15 protein-coding genes are annotated in these 18,077 nt (G+C 48.4%); 5 read left to right on the top strand and 10 right to left on the bottom strand.

Features of this window, described 5'->3' with window-relative positions:
• Positions 1-7: 7 nt before the first annotated feature.
• The 8 genes from CRO03_RS13040 to fabB all read right to left on the bottom strand — a co-directional run bounded on the left by CRO03_RS13040 (position 8) and on the right by fabB (position 10,306).
• Positions 8-655 (bottom strand): SPOR domain-containing protein, encoded by a 648-nt coding sequence (locus tag CRO03_RS13040; RefSeq protein ID WP_097112075.1) that lies wholly within the window; start codon positions 653-655, stop codon positions 8-10.
• Entirely contained in the window at positions 652-1,926 is a 1,275-nt protein-coding gene (gene folC, locus CRO03_RS13035) for a bifunctional tetrahydrofolate synthase/dihydrofolate synthase (protein WP_097112074.1), read from the bottom strand. Before folC ends, CRO03_RS13040 begins: the two co-directional genes overlap by 4 nt.
• 6 nt (positions 1,927-1,932) lie before the next feature.
• Entirely contained in the window at positions 1,933-2,805 is an 873-nt protein-coding gene (gene accD / locus CRO03_RS13030) for an acetyl-CoA carboxylase, carboxyltransferase subunit beta (RefSeq protein WP_097112073.1), read from the bottom strand.
• Between the two features lie 142 nt (positions 2,806-2,947).
• Complete coding sequence (truA, locus tag CRO03_RS13025; protein WP_097112072.1) at positions 2,948-3,727, bottom strand: tRNA pseudouridine(38-40) synthase TruA; 780 nt, start codon at positions 3,725-3,727, stop codon at positions 2,948-2,950.
• A gap of 85 nt (positions 3,728-3,812) precedes the next feature.
• Positions 3,813-6,578, bottom strand: a complete 2,766-nt coding sequence (locus CRO03_RS13020; protein WP_097112071.1) for a FimV/HubP family polar landmark protein — start codon at positions 6,576-6,578, stop codon at positions 3,813-3,815.
• Positions 6,579-6,798: 220 nt separating this feature from the next.
• The gene (locus CRO03_RS13015; RefSeq protein WP_097112070.1) at positions 6,799-7,818 is read right to left on the bottom strand and encodes an aspartate-semialdehyde dehydrogenase; all 1,020 of its coding nucleotides are present in this window, start codon (positions 7,816-7,818) and stop codon (positions 6,799-6,801) included.
• Positions 7,819-7,820: 2 nt separating this feature from the next.
• Positions 7,821-8,945 carry a 4-phosphoerythronate dehydrogenase gene (locus CRO03_RS13010; RefSeq protein ID WP_097112069.1) on the bottom strand — a complete coding sequence of 375 codons (1,125 nt, stop codon included), beginning with the start codon at positions 8,943-8,945 and terminating at the stop codon, positions 7,821-7,823.
• Between the two features lie 146 nt (positions 8,946-9,091).
• Positions 9,092-10,306 (bottom strand): beta-ketoacyl-ACP synthase I, encoded by a 1,215-nt coding sequence (fabB, locus tag CRO03_RS13005; protein WP_097112068.1) that lies wholly within the window; start codon positions 10,304-10,306, stop codon positions 9,092-9,094.
• Between the two features lie 167 nt (positions 10,307-10,473).
• Between fabB and mnmC the strand changes: the two genes are divergently transcribed.
• Together mnmC and CRO03_RS12995 are read left to right on the top strand one after the other, a co-directional pair.
• Positions 10,474-12,426: a bifunctional tRNA (5-methylaminomethyl-2-thiouridine)(34)-methyltransferase MnmC2/FAD-dependent 5-carboxymethylaminomethyl-2-thiouridine(34) oxidoreductase MnmC1 gene (mnmC, locus tag CRO03_RS13000; RefSeq protein WP_097112067.1), complete on the top strand. Its 1,953-nt coding sequence runs from the start codon at positions 10,474-10,476 to the stop codon at positions 12,424-12,426.
• Positions 12,427-12,555: 129 nt separating this feature from the next.
• Positions 12,556-12,885 carry a hypothetical protein gene (locus CRO03_RS12995; RefSeq protein ID WP_097112066.1) on the top strand — a complete coding sequence of 110 codons (330 nt, stop codon included), beginning with the start codon at positions 12,556-12,558 and terminating at the stop codon, positions 12,883-12,885.
• 34 nt (positions 12,886-12,919) lie between these two features.
• On the opposite strand, the gene CRO03_RS12990 is transcribed toward CRO03_RS12995, so the two are convergent.
• On the bottom strand, positions 12,920-13,804 hold the full coding sequence (locus CRO03_RS12990) for a flagellar protein MotY (RefSeq protein WP_097112065.1): 885 nt from the start codon (positions 13,802-13,804) through the stop codon (positions 12,920-12,922).
• Between the two features lie 168 nt (positions 13,805-13,972).
• Between CRO03_RS12990 and rnt the strand changes: the two genes are divergently transcribed.
• Entirely contained in the window at positions 13,973-14,617 is a 645-nt protein-coding gene (gene rnt / locus CRO03_RS12985) for a ribonuclease T (RefSeq protein ID WP_170949016.1), read from the top strand.
• Positions 14,618-14,673: 56 nt separating this feature from the next.
• On the opposite strand, the gene CRO03_RS12980 is transcribed toward rnt, so the two are convergent.
• Positions 14,674-15,024: a Grx4 family monothiol glutaredoxin gene (locus CRO03_RS12980; RefSeq protein WP_097112064.1), complete on the bottom strand. Its 351-nt coding sequence runs from the start codon at positions 15,022-15,024 to the stop codon at positions 14,674-14,676.
• 256 nt (positions 15,025-15,280) lie between these two features.
• Here CRO03_RS12980 and sodB point away from each other — a divergent pair, with 256 nt between their 5' ends.
• Positions 15,281-15,865: a superoxide dismutase [Fe] gene (gene sodB, locus CRO03_RS12975; protein ID WP_097112063.1), complete on the top strand. Its 585-nt coding sequence runs from the start codon at positions 15,281-15,283 to the stop codon at positions 15,863-15,865.
• Between the two features lie 276 nt (positions 15,866-16,141).
• A complete protein-coding gene (locus CRO03_RS12970) occupies positions 16,142-18,064 on the top strand; it encodes a PrkA family serine protein kinase (RefSeq protein WP_097112062.1) in 1,923 nt (640 codons plus the stop codon).
• Positions 18,065-18,077: the final 13 nt, after the last annotated feature.

Raw genomic sequence — 18,077 nt, 5'->3', positions numbered from 1 at the left:
TGCTTGGCTAATTATTTTCGGTAACCTGATAACGACTTACCACTAACCTGGCAATTCCTGTCAGCTCCTGAAGTTGCTCAACTTGCTGTTCCAGAATGGCTTTTCGAAGCTCAGGCCCCACCAGCACGCTAGTTAACTTTTGGCCATTACTGTTGGTAATCTCCCGGGTAAAGGTAACATAGCCTTCCTGCCGGAGTTTCGCCACCAGCGCATTGGCATTTTGTGGGTTACTAAAGCTCCCTACCCTAACTACCCAGGCGTTTTCTGCAACGGCGCTGGATGCTTTTGCGCCTTCAGTCGCCTGCTTAGCAGTGGGCTCTGCAGGGCTTTCACCATTAATAGTAACCTGGGCATACTGCTGAGATGGCAACTCGTCTGCGCCACGTTCATTGGCTGTAGCGCTGTCAGCGGTCTCAGCATCAAGTGCTTTTTCATTAACCTGCGTGGCCGTCGCTGCACTACTGGCACTGTCAAATGCAGCCTGATCAAAAGGCTCTGGCTGCTGCACTCCCTGAAATTCAGGTCGGTCGGGGATAACCTTAAAATCGTCTTTCACCACTTGTTTCTCGCCATCCAGTAAATCAGGCAGAAAAATGATACCGGCTAATATCAAAATAGTAGCACCGAGTAATCTGTGCTTAAATCCCGCGGTCATGTTGCCTCCTGATGATAGCTTGCCAGCACTAATGAAACCGTGACAAATGAACCAAAAATAACCAGTAAATCATCTTGTTGCAACTTAGAAAACAATTGATTAAATGTCGTTGTCACATCTGGATACTGTTGATATTCAGCCTGAGATAACGCCGCGGCTAACTGTGCAGCTGACGCTCCCCGCCTCCCAGGCAGGCTGCTAAGATGCCATTGATCAATTACAGAGGTCAAGGGCGCCAACGCCTGGGCGATGTCTTTGTCTTTTAGCATGCCGACTAAAGCAAGCACTCTACTGTAACCGGGCTTTAGCTCTGCCAGCTTTGTTGCCAGGTAACGGGTCGACTGTGGATTATGCGCAACATCTATTACTATTGCTGGCCGCTGTTGCAAAAACTGCATCCGGCCAGCCAAATTAAGTTCGGCTAAAACTTTTTTGAGTACTGTCTCTTCAGGTAATAATGCCAACTGGTAAAGTACCGCGAGGCTGGTCGCCACGTTTTGCACCGGTAGCGCAGGCAGTGGCAGATCTTTATACACCGCTGCTCCACAATGCCAGATCCAGGTATCTGCGTGCTGCTGATAAAAGTAATCCTGGTCAACGGTCAGTTTCGGGCAATCTAACTCTGCAGCCCGGGTCATTACACTGGCAGGTGGTAGTAACTCACCAATAACCACCGGTCTACCGGGTCGGAACACCCCTGCCTTTTCGCGGCCTATCGCCTCCCGGTCATCACCCAGCCAGTCCTGATGGTCTAAATCGATGGTGGTAATCACACTAAGATCAGGGCTGACAATATTCGTTGCATCCAGCCTGCCACCCAGTCCCACTTCTATCAGGCAAAAGTCGACTGGCTGACGTTTCAGAATTGAGAATGCGGCCAGTGTCGTAAATTCAAAATAAGTCAGTGCCGTGTCGCCCCGCAACGTTTCTATTTGTGCCAGGGCATCAACCCAATGCGTGTCAGCAACATCACGGTTATTCAGCCGCAGTCGTTCATTGAAGCGCAATAGATGTGGAGAGCTATAAACACCTACACTGAAGCCCTGAGCCAATAATAATTGCTCAAGGGTACGGGCGGTAGAGCCCTTGCCATTCGTGCCGGCAATCAGAATAACTTTACCAGGCAACTGTGCCAATCCAGCACGATCAGCAACCCGGCTTACCCGCTCCAGGCCCAGTTCAATTTTGTCAATGGGATGGCTTTGCTCAATATAACAAAGCCAATCGGCCAGAGTATGACGCGATTGGCTTGACGTTAGCGTGTCTGACATAAATTCCTAAGCGGCGTCGTGCTCGGATACCGGCGCGGGTAGCTGCATAAACTTGGCAACAAGACGGGCAATTGTATCGCGCATTTTCCGACGGTCAACAATCATATCAATCGCACCGTGATCCAGTAAAAATTCACTACGCTGGAACCCTTCCGGCAGCTTTTCCCGAACGGTTTGCTCTATAACCCGGGGGCCGGCAAAACCGATCAACGCTTTAGGCTCGCCAATATTAATATCACCCAGCATCGCTAAACTGGCCGATACCCCACCCATAGTAGGGTCAGTCAAGACAGAAATATAGGGTAGTCCCTGTTCACTGAGTTTGGCCAACGCTGCACTGGTTTTCGCCATCTGCATAAGTGAAAACAGCGCTTCTTGCATCCTTGCGCCACCACTGGCAGAAAAACAGACGAAAGGCACTTTATGAGTTAGCGCATACTCGACACCCGCAACAAACTTGGCGCCGACCACAGATGCCATTGAGCCCCCCATAAATTCGAACTCAAACGACGCTGCAACCATCGGCATGCCGTGCAAGGTACCATGCATCACAATCATGGCATCTTTCTCGTTGGTCTGTTTCTGGGCTGCGGCAAGCCGGTCTTTATAGCGCTTGCTGTCTTTAAACTTCAGTAAATCCTGTGGTTCAAGTTCGGCTGCCAGTTCTGTGGTGGAATGGCTGTCAAAAAAGTGGGTCAGACGAGTCCGGGCGTTTACCCGCATATGATGATCACACTTGGGGCAAACCCCTAAATTACGATCGAGATCGGCTTTGTATAACACAGCATCACACGAGCTGCATTTGGTCCAGACACCCTCGGGAATATTACGACGCGCCGAGGTTGAGGTTCTGGGCAGGATTTTTTCTAACCAACTCATAATGCATTCCTATTAAAAGGTATCAGACGTTAGACCTAAGAGTAGACAAAATACGTCAAAAAACGCCGAAATAAAACTAAACGGGCGCTATTAAAGCATAAACACCCACAAACAGAATATAAAAAACTGGTCTTAGCAGCCGTTATAAGAATAATGGCCCCGGCGCAGCTTTGGGTATTGCATAGTGCTCAGGGTAATCGACTTCGACCAGATAAAGACCACCCGGTTTTGCTGTGGCCGCCGCCAGGTTGCGATTGCGGCTTTGTAAAAGCTCGCCAAGCCAGGAAACAGGCTTACGCCCCATACCAATTTCCAGCAAGCTACCGGTAATATTACGCACCATATGATGTAAGAAAGCGTTAGCTTTGATGTCCAGCACCAGATAGTCACCCACCCGGCTTAAACATAAATGGTGGATATTACGAAAAGGCGTTTTGGACTGACACTGTATAGCCCTGAACGCACTGAAGTCGTGTTCGCCAATTAACACCGGCGCCGCTTGCTGCATCAAACTGATATCCAGTTGCTGATGATAATGACTAAGCCCGGAGCGCAAAATAGCGGGCCTGAACTTTTGATTGTAAATAATGTACCGGTAACGGCGGGCAGTAGCACTGAAACGGGCATGAAAATCGTCTGCTACCGGCTTTGCCCAACGCACTGCTATTTGATCAGGTAACTGGCTGTTAGTTCCCATTATCCAGGCTTTAGGGTCGCGTATGGCCTCAGTATCAAAATGGACCACCTGACCGGTGGCGTGTACGCCGGCATCAGTGCGCCCGGCACAAAACACTTCAACCGGACGGTTCGCTACTTTAGACAGCGCTGTTTCCAGCTCTTGTTGCACACTGTTCACTTCACGCTGGCGCTGCCAACCAAAGAAACCAGTGCCATCATACTCAATACCTAAGGCTATTCGCATGGGGTTCCCTCTGATAAACCGGCGCGATTATACCGCAGAGTTCCCCGGATAACAGCCTGCTGATCGGTTGGGCCGAACCAACATGTCATTCAGCTTTTTTCTGCAGTGCTTGTGCTTCAGTTTTAACGTGCTCGGGAGCGTCAGAGTCGAGAACCTCTGTGATAATTTGGTTGGCGCTATCAAGGTCGTCTATTTCAATGTAAGCCCGAACCAGGTCAAGTTTTGCGGCAAAACCATTATCTTCTGCGTCAACGTCCTGCGGGTTATTATTGCCAATGACATCAGCGAATTCATCCAGGCCAACATCAACATTCAACTGCTCGAACCGGCCATCATCTTCCTGCGTCTGCTCACTGCTGGCAAGCAAATTGTCAATTTCAACAAAGTCAGCATCAGACAACGCAATAGTTTCTTCTTCGTCCAGGGACGGACTGAATACGGCATCAACATCCAGATTTAACTCTTCGCTGTCACTGGCAGTGGTTTGTGCCATCGCTTCCAGCTCGGTTAGCAGATTATCAAACTGACTGTCATCCAGCTTTGCCAGACTTTGGTCAGCATCCGGATCTGCCGGGGATATGTCAACACTGACAGCGTCGTCGTCCACTACCACTTCTTCATCATTAAAGTCTTCGTCGCTCAGCTCTAACTCAGGGTAGCTTTCCAGCATTTTACTGGGGTTTTCGACGGATAATGCTGCTTCGGAAGGCTTAGTAACTGAGTCATCCTCATTGCTCTGTAAATCCGGGCCATCGCTGTCAACCGCAGTATCATTGTCGTCAGCTAACTCATCAACGTTACTATCCAAATCTGCGTCTGCATCAGTCGTTGTGACAACGGCATCGATATCAGTAACAGTATCTGTTTCCGTAATTGTCGCGGCTTCAGTTTCAGCTTTCGCTTCCGCATCGGTTTCAGCCTGCTCCGGATCTACTGCTTCAACCTGTTGCAACAATTCATCCAGCTCAGCACTGAGTAACTCAGAAGCCTCATCATCGTCCGTTGCCTCTGCGGTTTCAGTCTGCTCTCGCCCTTCCAGTGCCAGAGCCTCTGCAAATGCATCAAGCTCGGTACGGTCGAAACTTTCATCTTCAACCAGACTGGCAATCTGAGTATCGGTTAACTCATCATTACTCAATTCATTGCTAAATTGTTCACTGACTAACTGCTCACTGCTGTTGTCAGTTTCTACCAGAATGTCTTCATCGTCGTTTATTGCCAGATCTGGCTCGGCTGATGGTGCGGCATCCGGCTGCGGCTTCTGCTCTGGCTCTGTTAATAACTCGGGCTCCTCCGGCTCCTCGAGAACATCAAGCTCAATTTCTTCCAGTAAATCATCTTCAACATCTGGCTCAGCGGCCTCTTCTGCTTCAGCAGATGGCGTTGGAGTTGGAACATCTGACGGCAGCTCAGTCTCATCTAAATCAATTATCTCTTCGTCAGTTTCAGCTGCCGTTCCACGCTGCTCAGCCGCATCATCAACGTCATCCGGCTGCAATTCAGCGCCGAGTTGCTCCGACTCTGCTAAATCGACATCAAACTCATCATCAAGCTCAATAATGGCATCGTCGTCATCTTCTGCTGATAGTAATGCGTTTAAATCACTGTCTGACAGAATATTATTCGCATCAAACTCCGCTTTAGCCGGCTCGCTCTCTTCGTCTGGCGTCCCCAGTACATCGTCCAGTAAATCGTCCTCCGACGTTACAGCGGCAGAGCTACCATTCGCCAGTAAACTATCGTCATCCAGCAAAATATCGTCGTCCAGCAGTGCATCATCATCCAGCAAAGCATCATCGTTAAAATCAGGCAGGCTATCGTCCAGCACTTCAGTACCGGCAAAATCACCATTATCTGCAAACGCATCGTCCAACAGGCTTTCGTCAATATCGAATAAGCCACTGTCGTCTAAATCGTTATTATCATCGAGCGGTGGTAAAGGTGATTTATAATCAGCTGGTGGCTCTGCCGTATTGTTGGCAGCAACTACTGCGGCTTCAGTTTGCTGGCCCCGGCGTTTCAGCCACAACACGACACCAAACAAAATTAATAACGCCGGAATTGACGCTGCCAGCACCCATACGATCGGGTTGTTAAAAATAGCTGCGCTTTGTTCCTCTTCTGCAGCCAATGCTTTGGCTGCTTCTGCGGCCTGCTGTTCCTGTGCTTGCTGAGCAGCCAAAATGTCAGCTTGTTGCTGTAACAGCATATTTAACTGCTGCTGCAAGCTACTGTCTTCACCCAGTTGCTGCTGCAGGGCTAAAAGCTCTGTTTGTACCTGCGACAATGTAGTTTTGAGTTGGTTGTTCTCTCTGGCAATCGTTTCTATCATTAACAATGAATTGCCAAACTGGTCTTTTAATTCGGTAAGTTGTTGTAATTGCTCGTTCGACACCGCAGAAACTTCAGGCTGTTGATTGCCATTTTGTTGGTTGCTTGCCTGAGTGGCAGCTCTGGCCCGCGCGGCCCAGGCTTTGTCATCTGAATCTGACTTGGCGCGTGCGACATTATTATCAATTTCCCTGATTTCCCGCAGATTAGGCAACTGCAACGTCGCTCCAGGACGCAAATGGTTAAGGTTGCCATCGATAAAAGAACCAGGGTTTTTCAGATAAATAGCGTACATCACCTGGTAGGTACTGACATCAGCAGCATCAGGTTTTATCCGCTCGGCGATTCGCCACAACGTATCAGACGCACTAAGCGGTCCCAATTGGCGCTGCATCAATGCGGTATCAGTATTTTTTGGCCCGCGTAACGGAGTCGACGCAGGTTCATCAGCCAGCGCAACGCCCGCAAGCAGCGTCGAGAAATTGACAACCAACAATAAAGACAAGAGACGAAGTGGCATTAACTTTCCTTACCCGGGCAACTTAAGCTGATTTATGCTTTATTTCACAGTAAACACTGTTTGATAGCAAAACGAATGCAAACACTGTTCCAATATTAATAGTTTTACAAACAACAAAGCGTGTCCCGCAAAATATAAAACAGTAACGACCTTGTTACCAGCATAAACCTAATCCAGAAAAAAGGCTCCCTCAGGAGCCTTTAATTACAGTGTTAAACTGTTATAGATAGTCGCGAATAAGGTGTTCAGCAATCTGGATGCTGTTTGTGGCAGCCCCTTTACGGATATTATCTGCCACCACCCATAGGTTTAAGCCATTTTCATGAGAGATATCCTGACGGACCCGGCCCACATATACCTCATCCTTGCCGGTGGCACTGCAAACCTGAGTTGGGAAATCAGCGTTATCCTCCAGTAATACCACGCCTGGTGCGTCTGCCAGCAGCGCTTTGGCCTGCTCTACTGTAATGGGCATCCGGGTTTCAATATGTACAGCTTCAGCATGACCGTAAAACACCGGTACCCGCACCGCGGTAGCATTTACCGCAATACTGCTGTCAGCAAAAATCTTCTGGGTTTCCCAATGCATTTTCATTTCTTCTTTGGTGTAACCGTTATCCATAAAAACGTCGATTTGCGGGATAACATTAAATGCAATCTGGCGGGCGAACTGACCCTCACCTTCTAATGGCCGGCCGTTCATCAGCTGCACTGTTTCCTGCGCCAGTGCATCTAATGCGGACTGCCCGGCGCCACTGACCGACTGATAGGTAGCAACATTAATCCGGCTGATCCCTACCGCATCATAAATGGGTTTTAACGCGACCAACATCTGAATAGTAGAGCAGTTTGGGTTAGCAATAATGTTGCGGTTACGAAAATCTGCAATGGCTGCAGCATTGACTTCCGGTACCACCAGCGGAATATCGGCATCGTAACGGTAGTGTGAGGTGTTATCAATAACCACACAGCCGGCCTCGGCCGCTTTAGGTGCATAAATTGCTGAGACACTGCCACCGGCTGAAAACAAGCCAATTTGCGCCTGGCTCCAGTCGAAGTTGTCCGCATCCTGCACTGTTATTTTATTACCCTTAAAGGTAATAGTGCCACCGGCAGAACGACTGCTGGCCAGCGGAAATAACTGGGCTACCGGGAAATCGCGCTGCTCCAGAATTTCTATCAGATGTTGCCCAACCAAACCTGTTGCGCCTAAAATCGCCACATTGTATTGCGATGCCATGCCTAAACCCCTTTTTGCTGACTTGTAAAGCCTAACTGCGCCATCCAGAGCGGTACCTTACTACCGGTTAGCTGCAATGAACTGAACTCTCGTCGCGGCGGATAAGACTTTCGCAGCCAGTCAAACCCCTCACGTTGAATATGAAAACGGAATAATGCATCATCCCGTCGCACATCATATAACATCCGCGCCAAATTTTGGACATCTGGAAGCCCAAAATTATCAGATATATGCACTTTTTCCACAGCTGGTACAGCAAGTAAGTCAGTAAGCTGCATCAGCGGGGCTTGATCCAGCTTCTGACACAGTCGCTGGTACAGCATTGCGGTGCCCCGTGCTTTACCCTCAATGCTGTGGCCGGCAATATGCGCCGTGGCGATATCCAGATAGGGTAACAATGGTTGCAGAATGTCAGGCTCCTGCTCCCACACATCGAGCACGACCGGTCTTAGCTGCTGTTTTAGTGCCTGCAACAGGGCATCGTTATCAATTACCGCACCGCGTGACGCATTGATCAGCGCACACTCTGGTTTTAACATTGCCAACGTTTGCGCATTTAACAAATGCCAGCTTGGCGCCGGCCCGGTTTTAACCATGGGGGTATGAAAACTAATAATATCGGCCTGACGGCATAGCTCGGTAAAAGAAGTGTGGTTAAAATCAGCCTCAGTCGCCGCCCGTGGTGGATCGCAAAGTAACAACTGCATATCTAACGCCGCCGCCGCATCTGCCAGGCGCTGACCAATATGGCCAACCCCAACAATACCAAGGGTTTTGCTGCTAAGCTGCCATTGATACTTTTCTGCCAGATACCACAAGGCACTTAGGACATATTCAACAACAGACTGCGCGTTACACCCCGGTGCTGAGCTGAAACTGATACCACGCTCTGCCAGGTACAGCTTGTCAATGTGGTCCATACCAATAGTGGCGGTACCAACAAACTGCAGCGTCTTGTTAGCGGCCAGCAATGCCTGATTAACCGGCGTGACCGAACGCACCAACAATACCTCAGCGTCAGCAAGCGCACTGGCGGTTACCGCACGACCATTAAATAAAGTTACCGGCCCTAAATGGCCAAAAAACTCCGCTACCAGTGGCATATTTTCATCTGCGTATATTTTCATCGGCATACTTTTTTCATCAACAGGGGGTGATATTCCGTAAATTTTTCAGGCATTGCCGTTATCGCACTCTTGGCGCAGTCTAGCAAAAAAAACAAAAAGCCAGACGGTTTTTCGTCTGGCTTTTTCAACAAAGGTTGTTACAAAACTTATGGACGATAGCGCTGCATAACTAAAGTTGCATTAGTACCACCAAAACCAAAACTGTTCGACATAATGGTATTTAAGGTTGCGTCCTGCGCCTGGCGGACAATATTTAAGCCAGCCGCCGCTTCGTCCAACTCACTAATGTTGATCGACGGCGCAATAAAGTTATGTTTCATCATCAGCAGTGAATAAATGGCCTCGTGCACGCCAGCTGCGCCAAGCGCATGGCCAGTCATCGCTTTAGTGGCACTGATTGCCGGTGATTTACCGGCAAACACTTGCTGAATAGCTGCCAGCTCTTTAACATCGCCAACCGGTGTACTGGTACCGTGGGTATTTACGTAGTCAACCGGAGCTGACACGCCCTGCATGGCCATTTCCATACAACGTACCGCGCCCTCGCCACTGGGCGCCACCATATCAAAACCATCAGACGTGGCGCCATAGCCCACTATTTCAGCATAAATAGTGGCGCCACGAGCCAGCGCATGCTCCAGCTCCTCAACCACCACAATACCGCCACCGCCGCTGATTACAAAACCATCGCGCCCGGCATCATAGGTACGCGAAGCCAGTTCCGGTGTCTCGTTATAGCGGCTGGACAAGGCGCCCATCGCATCGAATTCCATTGCCAGGGTCCAGTGCACTTCTTCACCACCACCGGCGAATACTACATCTTGTTTACCCAGTTGAATAAGTTCTACCGCATGGCCAATACAATGGGCGCTGGTAGCACAGGCTGAACTGATCGAGTAGTTAACCCCTTTAATTTTAAAGGGTGTGGCAAGACATGCTGAACAGGTACTGGACATGGTTTTTGGCACAGCATAAGGACCAACCCGCTTCACGCCTTTTTCACGCAGCGTGTCAGCCGCTTCTATCTGCGTCTTCGACGAGGCACCACCGGAACCAACAACTAAGCCAACCCGCGGATCTGAAATTTGCTCAGCAGTTAAACCGGCATCTGTCATCGCTTCCTGCATGGCAATGTAGGAGTAAGCGGCCGCATCACCCATAAAGCGCATGGCTTTACGGTCAATGTGCTCAGCCGGGTTCATTTTAATATTGCCCCAAACCTGTGAGCGTAAACCAAACTCAACAAACTCCGGTGAAGCAGTAATGCCAGACCGGCCAGCTTTCAATGAATCCAGCACTTCCGCCTGATTATTGCCAATACTTGAAACAATACCCATGCCCGTGATAACGGCTCTTTTCATGCTTACTCCCATGTCTGCCTGGCGGCAGAGAAAAATAATTACGTTATAGTCTATTGTACGGACTTTGCAGCAAAAACTGGTCAGCTTTCAGCGTACAGTTGTACTCTTTTTTAATTTTGCTTCAGCTTCGGGTAAACTACAAGCCGAATTTCCTGCCGGATGCCAAGATGTCATCGCTAAAAAACGCTAATATTCACTTTAACCAACAGGGTACCCCAGTTGCCACTGATTTTGATGACATTTATTTTTCAAATGAGGGTGGCCTGGCAGAAACAGAATATGTTTTTTTACTGCAAAATGGGTTACCCGCACGCTGGCAGCAAACTAACGCTGCATTTTTCCACATTATAGAAACAGGCTTTGGTACCGGCGCCAATTTTTTACTAAGCTGGCAACGATTCCGACAGTCCCGCCAGCAATGGCCAGAGGTAACGTGCCGCAAGTTATACTTTTCAAGCTTTGAAAAATACCCTCTCAGCTTATCTGATTTAACCACTGCACTTCAGGCGCACCCTGAGCTAAGCGAGCTTTGCCGCCAGTTGCTGGCGCAATACCCACCCGCTATTGCCGGATGCCACAGGCTGACGTTTGATAACGGCGATATTATTCTCGATTTATGGCTGGGTGATGTTAACGAGCTAATGCCGCAGTTGCCCGCCAGTAACCAGGCTGACGCCTTCTTTCTGGATGGCTTTGCCCCCGGTAAAAACCCCGATATGTGGCAACCAACCTTATTTGAGCAAATGGCCCGGCTTAGCCACAACGGGACAACTGTCGCCACCTTTACCTGTGCCGGACTGGTTAAACGCGGCCTGCAACAGAGCGGCTTTACCATTAAAAAAATAAAAGGTTTTGGCCGTAAGCGGGAAATGCTTACCGCTACTTTGAGCCCGGATGCAGATCCAATAGCGCCAGTCCGGGTGTCCGGCAATACCGGCACAGCAGAAAGAGTATGCATTATTGGTGGCGGTATAGCATCCGTTTGCCTGGCATTGCAATTGACCGAAAAAGGCATTGCTGTTGAGTTAATTTGTGCTGACAGCGAGATTGCCCAAGGCGCCTCCCACAATCTGCAAGGCGCGGTTTACCCGAACCTGCACCCGACTCCAACCCTTGCCAGCCTGCTGCATTGTCAGGCATTTTATTTTGCCAGGCATTTCTATCAGCAGTTGTCAGCTCAGGGTGTTTCTTTCGCTATGCAGTGGTGTGGCGTGCTGCATCTGGCGACCAACCCGGGATTAGCACAACGCCAGCAAAAAATTGCAGCACGGGCAAATTGGCCTGCAGAGCTGGTATATCCGGTTACAGCGGAGCAGGCAACTCAACTGGCCGGGGTGTCACTATGCCACAGCGGCATTTTTTTGCCGCAAGCCGGCTGGCTCAGTCCGAAACAATTCTGCCAGGCAGCGTTGGCTCTTTTAGAGCAATCCGATCTGTTTCAGGTGCAATTTAACAGTAAGGTTAGCGCTATAATCCCTACTAGCGATGATACTGCTGGTCACGTTGCTTCTGTGCAAGAGCAACAGACACCCGTAAGGTGGCAAATTAAGTTTGATACAAAAACGCCTTCTGCCGTTTACTCCAGGGTCGTACTGGCCAATGGCGCAGATATAACACGTTTTGCAGTCAGTCAGCACTTAGCCGTTAATCGGGTTCGTGGCCAGGTCAGCCATGTCATGAGCAGTGGCATGAGCGCACTTAACACAGTGCTTTGTCATAAAGGCTATATCACACCAGCACTGGCTGGGAATCATGCGGTAGGCGCAACTTTTGACCGCCAGGCTGATACGGCCTTTATTTCTTCCGCTGATGACGACGAAAACCTAGCTTTGGTTAACAGCCAGTTGCAACAGCCAGCGTGGTTTTCAGACGCAGTGGTCACGGGGTCACGGGCGGCATTCCGGGCGACAGTGCCCGATCATCTGCCATTACTTGGCGGCGTTGCTAACAGGCCTGGCTTGTACGCTTTCGGTGGGCTGGGCGCCCGCGGAATTTTACTGGCACCATTACTGGCAGAAACACTGGCTTGTCAGATCGCTGGTCAGCCCATGGCAATGACCTCAGACTATCTGGCAGCCATCGACCCGGAGCGACTTAACCGGGTAGCGGCCAAAACCTGAAAAATTGTGTATATTTGCGGTTGTGCTGCGTAAGATATACTGGCGTTAGCGGGTTGTTTTTGCTGGTCAAAGTCTGTTGAAGTTTGCTATGGTTAAGCTGTCCTATCGCACTGTACAAAAGGAACTAAAATGCGATCTTTTTCTTTGTTAATGGCCTGTGCTCTGTTTGCTTCAGTATCACTTGATGTTAAAGCGGACAGCTTTTATCAGGTTCCCCTGACAAACGACGCCCGCGAATTTGCCCGGCTCGAAAATAAACTACCCGCAGTGCTGAGTTATTTTAGTCGCCAGTCACTTGCCGAGTTACAGGATTTCTACCGCCAGCAACTGGGCGAGCCGGACAACAGCGCTATGGTGGATGGCCGGTTAAACCTGTACTACCGGGTAAATCAGCAGCAGGTCAGAATATTAATTTCTGAACAAAATGACTGGCGCCAGGTGGATATTATGGTGCAATAATCTGAACCACAACCGCTGGCCAGTTATCTAAATATTAAGGTCTGGCCATTTGTAACACTACCCGGCGGTTAGTGGCACGCCCCAGCGTAGTTTGGTTTGACGCGACATGGCGGCGCTCTCCATAACCATCCACCCTGACCTTGTCATCGGCCACACCGGCCTCGGCTAAAAATTGCTTTATCTTTTCAGCCCGTTTCAGAGACAGCTGCTCATTCATCCAGCGCCCACCGTAACTGTCGGTATAACCCTGTAATTCAATAGTTTCAATTTGCGGGTCGTGCTGTATATATGCAGCAATCTGACGCAACCGTCGTTGTGACTCCCGCGTTAGCTGGTCGCTACCAGATTCGTAGCTTAATACCGTAAAAGCAATATCCTCAAAACTATAGGGAAGCAACGCAGCAATACATTCATTAAAAGCATGGTAACCAGATGGAAACTGCACAGGGTTAAGTCTGGCCGCGACTTGATCATAAGGGCTGTACCAATCTGCATAATAAAATGTCGGGCTGAAGCCCTGCTCCAGCTCAGTCAGCAACGTCCAGGCGGTTTTTTTCGGCAATTCGCCATTAAATTGCTTTAACAATGCCATGCTGGCCAGGTTTTTACCTGGCTCACCCGGCCTCCAGGCTGGTGGCATCGATAGTACTTCCGCTAAACCGTAAGCATCAGGCAGCCTGAGCATCTTCAGTTCAAAGTTTAAATTAAGCGCTTTACTCGCCTTACTTTGAAAGACAGCAAGACCGAAATTAGGAATAGTATGTTCTAACTGACAGACTAGTGGTGTTTTCTCAGTTACCTGCCACGCTGAATCTTCAATGCTGGCAGAATATTGACGCAACTGCTTGGCAACAGCATAACTGTAATCAGTCGCCAGCGCGCAAGCTAACAATATGAATATTAAAACATATTTATGCATTTACTCTACCTTGCTACAAAATAACACATTAACTGGCCGGTTTAGGCTTAGGCAAACCATTTACGTAAGCCAGATTACTAAGGATTAATAAGCAAACACTGTGCCGAATACAAGACGTTGACTGTTTTTTTTGGCATAATGCGCTCTGCATTTTTTAATGGTTGGCTTATGACAGAAAAAACCTCCCCGCTCGCTCAACGGTTTCGTGGCTACTATCCTGTGGTTATCGACGTTGAAACCGCAGGCTTTAATGCTCAGACTGATGCATTGCTGGAAATTGCGGTAAACCTGCTGCAAATGGACGACGAAGGTAAGCTGTTCCCGGGCGAGACCCTGCATTTCCATGTAGAACCATTTGCAGGCGCAAACCTCGATGCCAGTTCACTGGCCTTTAACGGCATAGACCCCTTCAACCCACTGCGCGGTGCAGTTCCGGAGCGGGAAGCGTTAACTGAAATTTGTAAAGCAGTTCGCAAAGCGCAAAAAGCTGCCGGGTGCCAACGTACAGTGATTGTGGCCCACAATTCCGCATTCGATCAGGGTTTTGTTAATGCGGCCATTGCCCGCACCAACTATAAACGATCGCCTTTTCATGCTTTCGTGTCATTCGATACCACCAGTCTGGCAGCATTAGCATTAGGCCAGACCGTACTTGCAAAAGCTTGCCAACAGGCTGGCATTGCCTTTGACAATAAAGAAGCGCACAGCGCGCTCTATGATACCGAGCGCACAGCAGAGTTGTTTTGCTACATCGTCAATAAGTGGCAGCAGTTAGGCGGCTGGCCACTTTCTGAAGCTGACGATGCTGAGTAAGCCACAAAAAACGGGGAGCATGCTCCCCGTTTTTTTACCTGGTAGTAAGCTGCTGTTTATTCAGCGTCAGCCGTATCATCAGTACTTGTTGTTTTTGCAGCTGTTTCTTTAATTAACGGTTGCAACTCACCACGCTGAAACATTTCCAGAATAATATCGCAACCACCAACTAACTCACCATCAACCCATAATTGCGGAAAAGTCGGCCAGTTGGCATATTTGGGTAACTCTGCCCGAATGTCAGGATGTTGCAAAATATCAACAAAGGCAAACTGCTCGCCACAAGCGATCACTGCCTGAGATGCCTGCGCAGAAAAACCGCAACTGGGAAACTTAGGCGAGCCTTTCATAAATAACAAAATAGGGTTTTCAGCGATTTGCTGTTTAATTTTATCCAACGTCTCCATTTTCACCTCGACAGAAACTTAATAATTTGAACCATTTTACGCTTATCTTTCACAGCTGCCACTTGAGTTCACAAAAAAAAACCCAATATCTGCTTAACTATCATAATTATTACTTAAAATAATCGTCGGTTTAGGTAACGAACCGGCGCAGCTTGCTAAGCGTAAAAGCTGACATAGTCTAAAACTTGAGTAATTTAGTCAAGTTTTGTAGTCTACGCGATGCAGACATTTTTAACAACGATAACGGAGCATAACAATGGCCTTTGAATTACCAGCATTACCTTATCCGAAAGACGCTTTAGCCCCGCATATTTCAGCAGAAACGCTGGAGTATCACTACGGCAAGCACCACAATACTTACGTAGAAAAATTAAACGGTTTAGTGAAAGATACCCCACACGCCAGCAAATCACTGGAAGAAATCATCCGCAGTTCTGACGGTGGCTTATTTAATAACGCAGCTCAGGTCTGGAATCACACATTTTACTGGCACTGTTTATCACCTAACGGCGGCGGTGAACCGACCGGCGCGTTAGCAGATGCTATCAATGCCAAGTGGGGTTCATTTGCGGAATTTCAAAAAGCACTGAATGATAAAGCGGTAAATAATTTTGGTTCAAGCTGGACCTGGTTAGTCAAAAAAGCCGATGGCAGTCTGGATATTGTTAATACCAGCAATGCCGCCACCCCTGTTCAGGATGCAACTGTTACTCCAATACTGACTGTAGATTTATGGGAACATGCCTACTACATCGACTATCGCAATGCCCGTCCTAAATACCTTGACGCATTCTGGGCCCTGGTAAACTGGCAGTTTGCCGCCGACAATTTCGCTAAGTAACGGCTGCCCACACCAGCACATTTGTTATTTCTAATACCCGGCATCTGCCGGGTATTTTTTTCTCTTCCTCCAGCTTGCTGCCGATGTTTACAACCTTGAAATTTTTCCTTCCTTTGCGCTAAACCCGGCACGCCTGCGTTACGTAATGATGAAAAAGCAAACAAAAAATATGATTATTTTCGGTGAATTAGACAGGCGAAGATGATTTTTACTGTCTAACCTTAAAAGCAACAGCAGCGATATCAGGTTTCCCACGAGCAATGGCTGGAGGTGCATATGAGCATTTTTGAGCACTACAAATCACGATATGAGGCCACCCGAGAAGAAGAATTTAGCATTCAGGAGTATCTGGCGCTTTGTAAAGAAGACAAAAGTTGTTATGCCACCGCAGCCGAGCGCTTATTACTGGCTATTGGTGAGCCTGAACTGATTGATACTGCTCAGGATCCACACTTAAGCAGGTTATTTTCCAACAGAGTTATTGCCCGTTACCCGGCATTTTCTGAATTCTACGGCATGGAAGATGCCATAGAACAAATTGTTTCTTATTTAAAACATTCAGCACAAGGGCTGGAAGAGCGCAAACAAATTTTGTATTTGCTAGGCCCCGTCGGGGGCGGTAAATCGTCACTCGCAGAAAAGCTTAAACACTTAATGCAACAGATCCCCATCTATTATTTAAAGGGCTCTCCGGTTTGTGACCACCCACTGTCGCTGTTTGACAGCAATGAAGATGGCCGTTTACTACAACAGGAATATGGCATTCCACCGCGTTATTTACGCAACATTCTGTCGCCTTGGGCAACTAAACGGTTGCACGAATACAACGGAGATATCAGCCAGTTCCGGGTCGTTAAAAAATACCCGTCAATTCTCGATCAAATTGCCATTGCCAAAACCGAGCCGGGTGATGAAAATAATCAGGATATTGCCGCTTTAGTAGGGAAGGTTGATATTCGCAAATTAGAACATTTTGCTCAGAATGACCCTGATGCTTACAGTTACTCCGGCGCGCTGTGCCGGGCAAATCAGGGCCTGATGGAATTTGTCGAAATGTTCAAAGCCCCGATAAAAGTGTTGCACCCGCTGCTGACCGCCACCCAGGAGGGCAATTACAATGGCACAGAAGGCCTGGCGGCGCTGCCATTTGATGGCATAATTTTAGCGCACAGCAACGAGTCAGAATGGCAGACTTTTCGTAACAACAAAAATAACGAAGCCTTTCTGGACCGGGTATATATTGTAAAAGTACCTTATTGTCTGCGGGTGAGTGAAGAGAAAAAAATATACCAGAAATTACTCGAGCACAGCGAACTAAACGCTGCACCCTGCGCACCCGGTACCCTAAGCTCGCTTGCCCAATTCGCGGTACTGTCCAGGCTTAAGCAGCCCGAGAATTCCAGCATCTACTCAAAAATGCGGGTATATGACGGTGAAAGCTTAAAAGATACTGATCCGAAAGCAAAATCGTATCAGGAATATCGCGATTATGCCGGAGTAGACGAAGGCATGACCGGTCTGTCTACCCGTTTCGCTTTTAAAATATTGTCGCGGGTATTTAATTTTGACAGTACCGAGGTCGCGGCCAATCCGGTCCATCTGTTTTACGTGCTGGAACAGCAAATAGAACGTGAGCAATTTGCTGCTGATGTTGCAGAGCGTTACCTGGAGCACCTAAAAGGCTACCTGACGCCAAAATATATCGAGTTTATTGGTAAGGAAATTCAAACAGCCTATCTGGAGTCTTACTCGGAGTATGGCCAGAATATCTTCGATCGTTATGTCATTTATGCTGATTTCTGGATCCAGGATCAGGAATACCGGGACCCGGAAACCGGTCAGCTGTTTGACCGGGCAGCGTTGAATGCTGAACTTGAGAAAATAGAGAAACCAGCTGGGATCAGCAACCCTAAAGATTTTCGCAATGAGATCGTTAATTTTGTACTGCGGGCCAAAGCGAAAAATAATGGCAAAAATCCTTTGTGGACCAGCTATGAAAAACTGCGCACAGTCATTGAGAAGAAAATGTTTTCCAGTACAGAGGAGTTACTGCCGGTCATTTCCTTTAATACCAAAACCTCAACTGATGATCAGAAAAAGCACGATGACTTCGTAAATAGGATGATGGAGAAAGGCTACACCCGTAAGCAAGTCAGGCTGCTGTCGGAATGGTATTTGCGGGTTCGCAAATCACAATAACGCCGGAGGCAGT

The organism is Arsukibacterium tuosuense, assembly GCF_900215315.1.
Lineage (GTDB): Bacteria > Pseudomonadota > Gammaproteobacteria > Enterobacterales > Alteromonadaceae > Alishewanella > Alishewanella tuosuense.
This window is presented reverse-complemented; position numbering and strand designations above follow the sequence as displayed.

Excerpts from the sequence above, each read along its gene's own strand:
- CRO03_RS13040 (WP_097112075.1), bottom strand. The coding sequence starts at position 655 with ATGACCGCGGGATTTAAGCACAGATTACTCGGTGCTACTATTTTGATA.
- folC (WP_097112074.1), bottom strand. The coding sequence starts at position 1,926 with ATGTCAGACACGCTAACGTCAAGCCAATCGCGTCATACTCTGGCCGAT.
- accD (WP_097112073.1), bottom strand. The coding sequence starts at position 2,805 with ATGAGTTGGTTAGAAAAAATCCTGCCCAGAACCTCAACCTCGGCGCGT.
- truA (WP_097112072.1), bottom strand. The coding sequence starts at position 3,727 with ATGCGAATAGCCTTAGGTATTGAGTATGATGGCACTGGTTTCTTTGGT.
- CRO03_RS13020 (WP_097112071.1), bottom strand. The coding sequence starts at position 6,578 with ATGCCACTTCGTCTCTTGTCTTTATTGTTGGTTGTCAATTTCTCGACG.
- CRO03_RS13015 (WP_097112070.1), bottom strand. The coding sequence starts at position 7,818 with ATGGCATCGCAATACAATGTGGCGATTTTAGGCGCAACAGGTTTGGTT.
- CRO03_RS13010 (WP_097112069.1), bottom strand. The coding sequence starts at position 8,945 with ATGAAAATATACGCAGATGAAAATATGCCACTGGTAGCGGAGTTTTTT.
- fabB (WP_097112068.1), bottom strand. The coding sequence starts at position 10,306 with ATGAAAAGAGCCGTTATCACGGGCATGGGTATTGTTTCAAGTATTGGC.
- mnmC (WP_097112067.1), top strand. The coding sequence starts at position 10,474 with ATGTCATCGCTAAAAAACGCTAATATTCACTTTAACCAACAGGGTACC.
- CRO03_RS12995 (WP_097112066.1), top strand. The coding sequence starts at position 12,556 with ATGCGATCTTTTTCTTTGTTAATGGCCTGTGCTCTGTTTGCTTCAGTA.
- CRO03_RS12990 (WP_097112065.1), bottom strand. The coding sequence starts at position 13,804 with ATGCATAAATATGTTTTAATATTCATATTGTTAGCTTGCGCGCTGGCG.
- rnt (WP_170949016.1), top strand. The coding sequence starts at position 13,973 with ATGACAGAAAAAACCTCCCCGCTCGCTCAACGGTTTCGTGGCTACTAT.
- CRO03_RS12980 (WP_097112064.1), bottom strand. The coding sequence starts at position 15,024 with ATGGAGACGTTGGATAAAATTAAACAGCAAATCGCTGAAAACCCTATT.
- sodB (WP_097112063.1), top strand. The coding sequence starts at position 15,281 with ATGGCCTTTGAATTACCAGCATTACCTTATCCGAAAGACGCTTTAGCC.
- CRO03_RS12970 (WP_097112062.1), top strand. The coding sequence starts at position 16,142 with ATGAGCATTTTTGAGCACTACAAATCACGATATGAGGCCACCCGAGAA.